This window comes from Virgibacillus aidingensis (genome assembly GCF_010994035.1).
Classification (GTDB): Bacteria; Bacillota; Bacilli; order Bacillales; family Amphibacillaceae; genus Virgibacillus_N.
This window is the reverse complement of record NZ_WIXN01000014.1, coordinates 93,944-105,063: the sequence shown is the minus strand read 5'-3', so window position 1 is coordinate 105,063 and position 11,120 is coordinate 93,944. Positions and strand designations below refer to the sequence as shown.

The window sequence follows — 11,120 nt, the reverse complement described above, 5'->3', positions numbered from 1 at the left end:
AAACTCCCCCTAAGATAGAAACAGATTTTTATTTTTAATCTGTCTACCTTAAGGGGAGCATATCAAATTAATTGTTTAAGTGTTTTCTTTTTGCGATTAATTATGTGCCTCCTATTCAGAAATGATAGGAGGTTTTTTGTTTTCTTAAGTAAAAATTGAGAGTAAGTATAAGAATTGTTTGCCTTAATAAAAAAGTGTATGAAGTACATTATTTGTTATGTATGAAGGGAGGGCTCAAGTAATGATTCTTGAAGCTAAGAATATTGAATTAACAATAAAAGACCGTAAACTTTTAGATATTGACCAATTATATATTCATAATATGGATAGAATTGGTGTAGTTGGTCGTAATGGAAGTGGAAAAACAACATTATTGTCCATATTGTCTGGTGAAATCGAAGCAGATAAAGGAGAAGTTATGACAACTGTAAGCCGCTATTATTTACCTCAATTGCAAAAGATGGATACCTTTAAAAGTGGTGGTGAAATAACAAAGTGTTATATTGACAAAGCATTGGCTACTAAGGCAGAAATTTTATTTGCAGACGAACCAACAACAAACCTTGATGCCCGTAGTATAGAAGAACTTGAGAAACATTTCATTCGATATCGTGGAACAATTGTCCTTGTTTCACACAATCGTTATTTTTTAGATCAAATTTGCACAAAAATTTGGGAAATAGAAGAAGGGAACATTAAGGAATTTATCGGTAACTATACAAATTATGTGGAGCAAAAGGAATTACTCCGGCGAAAACAAAAAGATGAATATGAAAAGTTTATAACGAAGAAACGACAATTGGAACGTGCTACAAAACTAAAAGAGCAAAATGCTAAAAAAATGATTAAGCCACCTTCAAAGCGAATGGGTACATCTGAATCTCGCTTATATAAAATGGAGTATGCGACTAAACAAAAGAAAATGCATCAAAACATTAAGGCTCTGGAAACACGTGTAGAAAAATTGGAAAATGTTAAAAAACCAAAAGAACTGCCAGCAATAAAAATGAATTTGCCGAATGGGGAACAAATTCTAGGACGAAATGTAGTTCGTGTTAAAAACTTATCTGTAAACTTTGAAGATCATGTGCTTTGGAGAGATGCTTCATTTGTTATAAAAGGTGGTGAAAAGGTTGCAATTATTGGTAATAATGGGTCTGGAAAAACAACATTGTTGAAACAGATTTTATTAAGAGTACCAAAAGTATCCATATCGCCAGCAGTAAAAATCGGGTACTTTAGTCAAAAGATTGATATTTTAGAAAACAAGAAAACTATATTAGAAAATGTAAAATCCACCTCTCCTTATCCAGAAGATATTGTCCGTACAGTACTTGCTCGGTTACATTTTTTTGGTGAAGATGTATATAAGTCTATTGAAGTATTAAGTGGTGGGGAAAGGGTAAAAGTAGCTTTTGCAAAAGTATTCTTGAGTGATATGAATGTATTAGTAATGGATGAACCAACAAACTATTTAGATATTGAAACTGTTGAGGCACTAGAAAGGTTATTAATGAACTATGAAGGGACAGTCATCTTTGTTTCACATGATAGCCGTTTCGTTGATAATATTGCAACTAAAATTATTGAAATTTCTCAGCAAAAGGTTACAGAGTTCACTGGAAGTTATAAAGAATTTAAAGAAAGGAACCAGAAGACAGAACATGATTATATTAAAGATGAACTCCTAAAAGTTGAAGTCAAACTGACTCAAATCATTAGTGAACTAAATAGTAAGTCTTCAGGAAAACTAGAACAAGAATTCCAAATGTTGATTAATAAACGTAATAATTTAAGAAATCGATTAAAAATATAGAGGAAATTTAGTATGAATATAGCAGAATATATGATTGCAAGAACTAACTCTGGACCTTATGGGATAGCTTCAGCAAAAGACGGAAATGTATGGTTTACTCAACATAAAGCAAATAAAATCAGCTGTATAGATCAAAATGGCAGAATAAGAGAGTATACAGTTCCAACCCCTAACGCTAAAGTAATGTGCTTAACTGTTTCTTCCCGTGGTGATATATGGTTTACAGAGAATGGAGCCAATAAAATAGGAAAAATGACAATAACAGGTGATTTTACAGAATATCCATTGCCACAGCCTGATTCTGGTCCTTATGGAATAACTGAAGGTCCAAATGGTGAAATATGGTTTACTCAGATGAATGGAAACCGGATAGGAAAGTTGACGGCTGATAGTACTATATATGAATATGACCTACCAAATAAGGGGTCTTATCCTACATTTATTACATTAGGTTTGGATAACGCACTTTGGTTCACAGAGAACCAAAATAATTCAATTGGAAGAATTACGGATAAAGGAAAAATAACTGAATATCCCCTACCAACACAAGCAGTAGCTCCAGTAGGTATTACTAATGGCAACGATGGTGCAATCTGGTTTGTAGAAATTATGGGAAATAAAATAGGTCGAATTACTACTGATGGTGAGATTAGAGAATATGATATTCCAACTCCAAATTCACGTCCACACGCTATTACTGCGGGAAAGAATGGTGAAATGTGGTTTACTGAATGGGGAGCAAATAAAATTGGTCAAATTTCTGCTATTGATGGGAAAATTAATGAGTATGAAATTCCAACATCATCAGCAGAACCACACGGTATCGCATGTGACCCAAATGGGGATATCTGGTTTGCATTAGAGTGTAATAAAATAGGCCGTATTAGACATAACTCATAAAAAGGAGTGTATTGTATATGTCAGAAAAAATAAAAGGTCCTAGCCCGAATAGAATATATCCAATAGATGAAAATAAAAACCTTCAGTTTATTAGACCATCATTAACAAAGCCGAATATTATAGTTGGCGAGTACACTTATTATGATAGCAAGAATGGAGAACTTTTTGAGGATCAGGTTTTATATCATTATGAAGTTATAGGAGATCGATTGATCATCGGAAAATTTTGTTCAATCGGTCCTGGGGTCACTTTTATAATGAACGGAGCTAATCATCGCATGGATGGTTCCACTTACCCATTTAATATCTTCGGAAACGGGTGGGAAAAGTATACACCTACATTGGATATGCTACCTTTAAAAGGAGATACTGTTATAGGCAATGATGTCTGGATTGGACTAGACGCTACAATTATGCCAGGAGTAAATGTCGGGGATGGAGCGATTATTGGAGCCAAGTCCATCGTTACAAAAGACGTAGAACCTTACACGATTGTTGGAGGAAATCCTGCTAAGGAAATAAAGAAACGATTCTCTGAATCGAAAATAAAAGAATTACTAAAAATAAAATGGTGGGACTTAGAAAACGAAGTTATCTTAGATAATATTGATGCAATTCTTAGCTTGGATGTTGACGTACTTAAGAATATCATTAAACCCTGATCTTATATGAATTTGTGATGCTCCCCAATATGGTTTTGTTTTTTGGAAATGAATTTAATTGAATTAATATGACACAAGGAAAACTTTAACAAGCATTTTGTCTAGGAGTCGATAGTTAGGTGAGGATTGACCTTATTGCTGTTGCCGAAGATATTTGATGTTTTCGCTGGGAGATAGATTTCACCCCAAAAATGATAGGAACCTGAATGTGATTCAACAACAGGTTCCTATATCCTAAAGTGGAAGGTGATTTCTTTATTAATGAAATTCGTGAAAGTAAAGATACATAAATCTTGGAATTTTACGTGTTATGATGGACAAGTAGTGAGATATAGATCCTATAAGAACTGAAAAGCATTTATGTTTCGGTTTTGATAAAAAAAACACAATTACGCTTCAAGCCCGCTACATTTTCAACTTATTTTCTTTCCTCAAGGGCTGTTAGAGCAGTTTCGACATTCTTAAGAAATACTTTCCCAAACGAGTGTGCTGGATGTTCCTTCGCTTTCAATTAAATAAGGATATGCACAGGCCCTCCTCCAACCGAGAAATGGTTTTTATCTAGTCACAACTAGTTGTTAAGTTTTTTAACAAGATCAATGATTTTTTTGTTCTTTAGTAGTTGCTCCATTTGTTGTTCCGCATCTAAGATTACTTGCTGAATCAAGCATTCGCTTCCATGATTAAAACTGCATTCGAATATAGATGCCCTACCTTCAATTGCATGGATTACATCTAAAAAGGATATTTCATTCTGGTTGCGTTTCAGCATGTATCCACCGCTAGCGCCTGATATAGAATGGATTAAACCAGCCTTTACTAATTTGGTCAACATTTTTGAAAGGTAGGTTCTTGAGACTTCCAGTTTTTCAGCTAATATGTGGACTCTCACAGTCTATTTTGACTTTTAAGATTTGAGTAGAAAAAGAGCTATCATTCCCCCTTTCAATAAATTATTTTCTTGATTTTAATTTTGTTCTTTAACAAAAATAGCACGGAAGATATCGCCGTGCAGTATTCTCCGACCGTTCTTTCTCATGAGCAAGAAAATATTCCATAATAAATAATAGTAATTCATCTTGTTTGAGAAATAATGCCTAAGTGCTCTGGTAGACATTCCGACTTCAGATGCAATTCTTCGGATAGATGCTTTTTCAATACCTTCCGTTTCAATAATTTTCCAAGCTGTTTCAACGATCATTTTTCTTTTGTGATCATGATCAACTATTTTCTGCACTCAAATCACTCTTGCTTTTATTTAATACACTGTGCTATTATAATTTTATCGCAGTGTGTGAAATAAATAAGGGGGGATGTTTAGGTTCTTGAAATCACTTATAGGAACATTAAAGCGGATGGACATTATCAAAGTGGTGAAATAGGACCTTTTTGAGAAATTAAATCATTTGTAAGGTACATTAAACTTTTTTTATAATCGAATAAGTTTAATAAATGGTTTATTAACAGTTTGGGGGATAAGGGAAGGAATCATAGAATGAAACGAAGATAGTCATGGGCAGTGCCTACTTTTTTCATGGAAAGGAGATTGAAATAGATGGATCTTCATTACGAAATTAAAGGAAGTGGAAAGCCGGTTATACTACTTCATAGTGGAGCTATGGATTCACGTGACTGGGAATTCATCACCCCACATCTTTCAAAGTCGTTCAAAGTAATCACTCTTGATGTCCGGGGTGCAGGGAAGTCACCCGTTCCTAATGAACCCATTGATTATGTTGAGGATCTTAGAAAACTCTTGGATCATCTTAAAATTAAGAAAGGTGCCCTCGTTGGACATTCCCTGGGGGGACAAATTGCAACTGATTTTACTCTGACCTATCCAAAAAGAGTGTCTCAACTGGTATTGGTCGCTCCAGGACTGTCGGGGTTTAAATTTTCTTCCGAGCATGCGGAATTAGAGAGCCGAGTTTCTAAAGCTGCACCAGATGTCGAGAAAATGATTAATATAACATTAAACGAGCCTTCCTGGAGCGTTTCTTTCGGAAAAGTATACGATTTATTACGTGAAATGATGATACATAATATTCAAAAGACTTTTGATTGGAAAACATTCAAAACTGCTTCCTCCAATTCAGCGATGGAAAGATTGGGAGAAATTAAAACAAAGACACTTTTTATCATAGGAGAGAAGGACTCAGAAGATCTCTTTAAAATCGCACAATTATATAAGGAAATTCCCAATATTAACTTTGTGCGTATACCTGGTGCTAATCACATCATCACTTTGACCCATCCTAAGGAGGTTTCCGACCACATCAGTCATTTTTTGAGCTTACTAGAATGGTAATATCGCGAAAACACAGATAAGGGATCTGTTCCAGTTAGGGAAAATCGTAAGTGGAAGCAATCAACCAACCATAACGTTGTCCTGAATGTGGTTTTGATAAGAATACCGTCAGAAGTCTTTAGGGACTACTTATCATCTAAAAGCGAGAATACTACCCGATGGCATTCATTGGTTTGGGCAGTCATTCTGTATTTGTTTCAGCAGATTCTCTTCAAGCTTTTTGGACATGGGATTGCTGAAAGGCATTACGCTAACTTGGGGTAGTATGGATGCACTGGTTAGGAGCTTGAAGTAAAGTAGAGAACAAGACTTTATAATTTAATATGATTTTAAAATTATAAAGAAATATTCACAAAGGCGATTGACCCAAATAGTTAATCGCCTTTTAATTACATTTTGTATAGATGTTTACTTGTCTCCAAACGGTAAAGAATACTCTTATTTCAAACCTATAAAATTGCTTAAACAATATAAAATATTATTAAGCACTTTTTAAGTGAAAAACTTCTAAAAACTAAATCTACTAACCCGTTGAATAAAATTGATACATGATCAACTAACTCAATTGACTTTCATTGCAGAGTGTTTCTAAATGATAACGGATTACTTCCTTCACCTTATCTGGAGAGTAGACATCAGGTCTTAACAGAGCATGAATGGACAATCCATCAATTAATACCGCTAGCCTACTCTTTTCTAATTTTACATTAGTTGAATCAGATAAAATCCCTTGTAGAACTAATATCTCGATCATTGAACTTGCTAATTCATACATACCGTTAGTCATTTCATCTTTTTTTTCTTTTAAAGTATCACTTGTAAGTGACTGAAGTGCAAGGATCCACCAAACACTCGTTTCGATTTTCTTTTCTTCATCAATTGGTATGAGCTCTAATAAAACTTCCGCAACCGCCTGCAATGGATTGTCTGACCAACTTTTACTTTGAGAACGTTTTTTCCCTTCTTCCAGATAATAATCCATGATAAATAATAACATTTCATCCTTAGTTGAAAAATAATGTCTTAACGCTCCAGCAGACATGCCTGCTTCAATAGCAACTCTTCTTATAGATGCTTTTTCGATTCCCTCTTTCTTAATAATACTCCAAGCGGCCTCAGCAATTGACTTCCTCTTTTTTTCATGATTAACAATCCTTGGCATAAAAAATCACTTCCCTTTATTAACACAGTGTGTTATTATAGCTTTAACACACTGTGTTATTTAAATTATAACATATAAAAAGGAGGGACTCTATATTTGATCGAAAGTATTGAAGCATTGATGCCTTCTTCATCAATAGACACATCGATAGCTTTGCTAATTATTTCTATTTGCGCATTAATTGATATATTAAGTCCTGGTGTACTTGCTGTAACAGCTTATTTATTATTGACACAGCCTAATCAATTATCTTCTCGCTTGCTTGTTTTTTTGTTTATTACGCAGTTTGGCTACTTCGTAGTGGGCTTATTCCTATACTTTGGTGGAGATTCACTATTGAAAGGAATCGGAAAATTATCTGAATTTGACTTTATCAATTGGTTTTATCTCCTTTTTGGAGCAGTTATGGCTCTAATTAGCTTCTGTAAACCAAATGATAATACAAAAAAACGTTTAATTTCATTTATACCCCAAAAAACAACGATGAAAGGGATGATCATGTTAGGTATCATTGTTTTTCTAATTGAATTTGTAACTGCTTTGCCTTACTTTTATTCAATTTTGTTAATGAATCACCTTACAATTGAGCCTTCCTCTTCTATCTTTATTATAATTGGCTACAATCTTGTAATGGTGCTTCCTTCTCTTCTTTTGTTAGGGGTTAATATTATGTTTAAAGAGAGACTGCAACAATTTCTAAATAAAATTAGATCAAAATTAAATGAAGCTCCGATTTCCTCACTCTTGGTAGCGATAGGAGTAGTAGGTGCGGTTTTTTTCAACATCGGTCTTAGAGGCATATTAAATTAAAAAATTATTAATGAGGTGTTCATCATGAAAGAAATTATCAGTGGACTTGGTCTACTTTTCGTTATACAGGGAGTAGGCGGATTAATCAATCATTTGACTAATGGTGGAAAAAGTTGGTTTTTGGTAAATTATATTGATGCGTTTCAGGGATTTGAAATTGTTATGGACATTATATTTATTGTAGTTGGCGGGATCATAAGTTTAGCCTCTTGGAAAATAGGCGGATCAACTAAAAGTGAAAATTAAAATATAGAGCAAATAGGACGGATTATACATAGCCGTCCAGCTTGGCGGATGCTCCGTTGAGATATATTTTTAAATATTAATAGGGGGAACATAAGAATTATTATGAATTCAAGACATATAGGGAGCTCGTCTCTCCAAAAGGAAGGTCGGTTATACTTTATTGATAACCTAAGGGCAGCTCTTACAATGTTAGTAGTGCTACATCATTTAGTGTATTTTTCCATCTATAACGAAGTATTATCACAAGGGTCTATTGGGGTTGTTATGGGCCTTCTATTCCTTGCTTTTAATCAGACTTTTTTCATGGGGACGTTTTTTCTTATTTCCGGATATTTTGTTCCTTCATCTTTTGAACGTAATGGAGCGACCCGATTTATCAAAGATAGATTCATCCGGTTCCTAGTCCCGTTTATCTTCTACGTTCTCATTCTTAGCCAAGTTCAATCAATTGAAGTCTATATGCTTAACCAGGAGCCATTTACATGGCAAACCTATTTTTCAAATTTAACCTATGGCCCGATGTGGTACGTCGAGCTACTTTTCGTATTCGTTTGTTTATACGCAGTCTGGGCGAAGTTTATGAGTAAAAATAAGCTATCAATAGTTCGGCAGAGTACGCCACCCACCTACAGAATGTTTACAGTCTTTGTCATGATATTAGCGGTAGGATACTTCATCATAAGACTGTGGGTCCCTGCTCTTGATTTACCCGGTGGATCTCCCGAGGTTCAATCATTCGTTGGACTTTTTACAGCAAGCGGGTATGATCTCCCACAATATGTCGGGCTATTCATTTTGGGCATCATCGCTTACCAACGCAATTGGTTTCGAAATATTCCTGATTCTATGGGTAGGGCGGGTTTTGGAATTGCAATTGGAGCATCGATTCTTCTTCTTCCCTTAGTCTTGTTATTGGGGGTAGACGGATTACAGTTTTCTGGTGGCTGGAACTGGACATCTTTGGTTTATTCTCTGTGGGAAGCTCTATTTTGTGTTGGCGTCATTCTCGGATTAATCATATTCTTTCGCAAAAGAGTTTTTCATCAAGGAAAAGGTTGGAGCTTCTTGTCAGCCCATTCTTTCGTGATTTACATCATTCATATACCGATTATCGCTATTGTTATTGCTGGATTGAAGGTCATCCACTTTCCACCATCCTTCATGTTTCTAGCTATGATTCTGATCACGATACCACTTTGCTTCTTGTTAAGTTATATAATTAAGCAGATTCCCTTTGTGTCAAAGATTCTTTAGGATGGTGAATATTAAAGAAGAAAAGAGGATACGACGATAACCATATCTGCCCTTATGCTTCTCAAAAATAGAACTAATGAGCCTTTTCCACTTTGAATTTTTATCTGAGTGCTCAAAAGTATTAATTTTATAATAATAAGTGTTACGTGGAATACCGGAAATTTTGAGTAATGTCTTCACAGGATAATCGTGCCTTAGCTCATATACTACTTTTACTTTTTTGTTTTGTCGTAATTTGTTTTCTTCTTGAACTAAGGCTTTCAACTTTTTGAAATAGAATTTTCCATTTAATAATATGTATAAATTTTTACTCCCACCTGGCTTATGTTCAGTTGGGCTTTTTTGTATTTAATGAATATTTTTTAAAATATTACTCTTATTTTTGGCATTTCATAAAAAATCTTGTTGAAGGTTATGAAAGGGGAAATCATCACCCACCTTTGCAGTTACGAAGGGAGAGGAAATGCATGATAGAACCAGATCGTACCGAGTGGCAAGTTCGCTGTGCATTTAATGCTTTTTGTAAACGTGTATTGAAGAATGAAGCAATCAATATTTTCAACGAAAGACAACAACGACAAGCAAAGGAGATGACATTTTCTGATCTCACACCACAAGAAGAAAATCAACTCTATACCTTAGATCAGCAATATGAAGGAGAAGAAGGACAAAGTTTTCAAGTGGTTGGAAAGAAAATAACTCCGAAATTACTCGCTGAAGCGTTGCGTACTTTGCCAATAGAAAAGCGTAAGACAGTCCTACTATACTATTTTTTTGATAAATCAGATGTAGAAATAGCCAAACTACTAGAGATTCCTCGTAGTACGGTTCAGTATAGACGGACAAGCTCTTTTAAAAGGTTAAAGCGATTTTTGGAGGAACATGCAGATGACTGGGATGATTGATGCTAACACAAAAGACAACGAATGTGGCTTATTACCGTATCCAATTATTTTAGCTGCAAATAAGGGTGATCCAGAAGCGATGAATTACGTTATTTTACATTATACTCCTCTACCGTCATGGTTCGAGCGTTCAAAGCGTCGCAAGCTATGAGTAGAGCTGGAAGGAATACTTGCAGGGTGAAATTCCCGTGGAGCTGTACCAACAGCCGTCTGATTTTAATTGATTAATTATAAGGGGGCGTGTTTTTTGAAACAGAACTTGATTCCTTATAGTATACAAATTGCTATGTTAAAACAACTGCTAACCCGTAAATAATTACCGAGAAAGAATATTACATGGTTCAAAATAAATTAATGAAAAAATATGGCATCATTTCTGATATTACAGGCTGAATTGTGTTTCTATTGGCGATACAATAGAAATAGACTGAGCAATCTGTTTATGTGTTTTTTGTTTGTTGAGAATTTTTTAAGTAGTTTTTTCAATTATGCAACAAACATCTCTTTTGTGTTGGGACTTAGTACAAAGGGAGAAAATAGAGTATAGCTCACTTCCTTTTATGACACGAAAGGAGGTGAGAAAAATGAAACCATCTTCTTTTCAACCAACCATAGAAAATCAATTTTATTATATCTGTAAGAGTGCGATGGAAGATGAGCGTAAAAATCATTTCAAAAATCTATCGAGAATTTCAAAACAAGAAATTTCCTTTTCTAATGCAGAGAATTCTCTTGTGAATCAATTATTTACTTTTGATCACTATGCCACGGATTTGCAAATGTTCACAGTGTACGGTTCTAACATTGGTGTAAAAAGTGATTTGTTAAGTGAAGCATTACGAAACCTGACAAAGAAAAACGCAGGATTATTATACTTTATTATTTTATGGATATGAGAAATGTCTAGATGAAATCTAAATATACCTAATCCATCGAAATCCTTTTATATCAACGTTTTGGGAATTGTTATATGGATAAAAATGTATGAAAAAGGGTTGAAATTGATGTTACTAGAACCAATTTGAACCAAACTGATAGATGTTAGTTGAATACAATT

At 34.5% G+C, this 11,120-nt stretch carries 10 protein-coding genes and 3 pseudogenes; 10 read left to right on the top strand and 3 right to left on the bottom strand.

The window, feature by feature from the left end:
• The first annotated feature begins 217 nt into the window (after positions 1 to 217).
• Genes GHD25_RS13095 through GHD25_RS13085 form a run of 3 tightly spaced genes read left to right on the top strand, consistent with a single transcriptional unit; the run spans position 218 to position 3,378 of the window.
• Positions 218 to 1,816 (top strand): Vga family ABC-F type ribosomal protection protein, encoded by a 1,599-nt coding sequence (locus tag GHD25_RS13095; RefSeq protein ID WP_240452361.1) that lies wholly within the window; start codon positions 218 to 220, stop codon positions 1,814 to 1,816.
• Between the two features lie 12 nt (positions 1,817 to 1,828).
• The gene (locus GHD25_RS13090; RefSeq protein ID WP_164217511.1) at positions 1,829 to 2,716 is read left to right on the top strand and encodes a Vgb family protein; all 888 of its coding nucleotides are present in this window, start codon (positions 1,829 to 1,831) and stop codon (positions 2,714 to 2,716) included.
• 17 nt (positions 2,717 to 2,733) lie between these two features.
• Positions 2,734 to 3,378: a Vat family streptogramin A O-acetyltransferase gene (locus tag GHD25_RS13085; RefSeq protein ID WP_164217509.1), complete on the top strand. Its 645-nt coding sequence runs from the start codon at positions 2,734 to 2,736 to the stop codon at positions 3,376 to 3,378.
• Positions 3,379 to 3,949: 571 nt separating this feature from the next.
• Here GHD25_RS13085 and GHD25_RS13080 read toward each other — a convergent pair.
• Positions 3,950 to 4,270: pseudogene (locus GHD25_RS13080) on the bottom strand (Rrf2 family transcriptional regulator); the annotation flags it as partial.
• Positions 4,271 to 4,394: 124 nt separating this feature from the next.
• A pseudogene (locus GHD25_RS13075) lies at positions 4,395 to 4,615 on the bottom strand (TetR/AcrR family transcriptional regulator); the annotation flags it as partial.
• A 318-nt stretch (positions 4,616 to 4,933) separates the two neighbouring features.
• Between GHD25_RS13075 and GHD25_RS13070 the strand changes: the two are divergent.
• Complete coding sequence (locus GHD25_RS13070; protein ID WP_164217505.1) at positions 4,934 to 5,686, top strand: alpha/beta fold hydrolase; 753 nt, start codon at positions 4,934 to 4,936, stop codon at positions 5,684 to 5,686.
• Positions 5,687 to 6,242: 556 nt separating this feature from the next.
• On the opposite strand, the gene GHD25_RS13065 is transcribed toward GHD25_RS13070, so the two are convergent.
• Entirely contained in the window at positions 6,243 to 6,848 is a 606-nt protein-coding gene (locus GHD25_RS13065) for a TetR/AcrR family transcriptional regulator (RefSeq protein WP_063608846.1), read from the bottom strand.
• Positions 6,849 to 6,944: 96 nt separating this feature from the next.
• On the opposite strand from GHD25_RS13065, the gene GHD25_RS13060 reads away from it, so the two are divergent.
• The 6 genes and pseudogenes from GHD25_RS13060 to GHD25_RS13030 form a co-directional block, all read left to right on the top strand.
• Positions 6,945 to 7,658 carry a GAP family protein gene (locus tag GHD25_RS13060; protein ID WP_164217503.1) on the top strand — a complete coding sequence of 238 codons (714 nt, stop codon included), beginning with the start codon at positions 6,945 to 6,947 and terminating at the stop codon, positions 7,656 to 7,658.
• Positions 7,659 to 7,682: 24 nt separating this feature from the next.
• Complete coding sequence (locus GHD25_RS13055; RefSeq protein ID WP_077735380.1) at positions 7,683 to 7,904, top strand: hypothetical protein; 222 nt, start codon at positions 7,683 to 7,685, stop codon at positions 7,902 to 7,904.
• 102 nt (positions 7,905 to 8,006) lie between these two features.
• Positions 8,007 to 9,158, top strand: a complete 1,152-nt coding sequence (locus tag GHD25_RS13050) for an acyltransferase family protein (protein WP_164217500.1) — start codon at positions 8,007 to 8,009, stop codon at positions 9,156 to 9,158.
• Between the two features lie 467 nt (positions 9,159 to 9,625).
• On the top strand, positions 9,626 to 10,063 hold the full coding sequence (locus GHD25_RS13045; RefSeq protein ID WP_164217499.1) for an RNA polymerase sigma factor: 438 nt from the start codon (positions 9,626 to 9,628) through the stop codon (positions 10,061 to 10,063).
• Positions 10,047 to 10,214 carry a helix-turn-helix domain-containing protein gene (locus tag GHD25_RS13040; RefSeq protein WP_164217496.1) on the top strand — a complete coding sequence of 56 codons (168 nt, stop codon included), beginning with the start codon at positions 10,047 to 10,049 and terminating at the stop codon, positions 10,212 to 10,214. The genes GHD25_RS13045 and GHD25_RS13040 overlap by 17 nt, the downstream gene beginning before the upstream one ends.
• Before the next feature lie 433 nt (positions 10,215 to 10,647).
• Positions 10,648 to 10,967 (top strand): annotated as a pseudogene (locus GHD25_RS13030) (sigma-70 family RNA polymerase sigma factor); the annotation flags it as partial.
• Between the last annotated feature and the right edge of the window lie 153 nt (positions 10,968 to 11,120).

Bases quoted from the DNA above. Each gene is read 5' to 3' on its own strand.
- GHD25_RS13095 (WP_240452361.1), top strand. From the start codon at position 218: ATGTATGAAGGGAGGGCTCAAGTAATGATTCTTGAAGCTAAGAATATT.
- GHD25_RS13090 (WP_164217511.1), top strand. From the start codon at position 1,829: ATGAATATAGCAGAATATATGATTGCAAGAACTAACTCTGGACCTTAT.
- GHD25_RS13085 (WP_164217509.1), top strand. From the start codon at position 2,734: ATGTCAGAAAAAATAAAAGGTCCTAGCCCGAATAGAATATATCCAATA.
- GHD25_RS13070 (WP_164217505.1), top strand. From the start codon at position 4,934: ATGGATCTTCATTACGAAATTAAAGGAAGTGGAAAGCCGGTTATACTA.
- GHD25_RS13065 (WP_063608846.1), bottom strand. From the start codon at position 6,848: ATGCCAAGGATTGTTAATCATGAAAAAAAGAGGAAGTCAATTGCTGAG.
- GHD25_RS13055 (WP_077735380.1), top strand. From the start codon at position 7,683: ATGAAAGAAATTATCAGTGGACTTGGTCTACTTTTCGTTATACAGGGA.
- GHD25_RS13050 (WP_164217500.1), top strand. From the start codon at position 8,007: ATGAATTCAAGACATATAGGGAGCTCGTCTCTCCAAAAGGAAGGTCGG.
- GHD25_RS13045 (WP_164217499.1), top strand. From the start codon at position 9,626: ATGATAGAACCAGATCGTACCGAGTGGCAAGTTCGCTGTGCATTTAAT.
- GHD25_RS13040 (WP_164217496.1), top strand. From the start codon at position 10,047: ATGACTGGGATGATTGATGCTAACACAAAAGACAACGAATGTGGCTTA.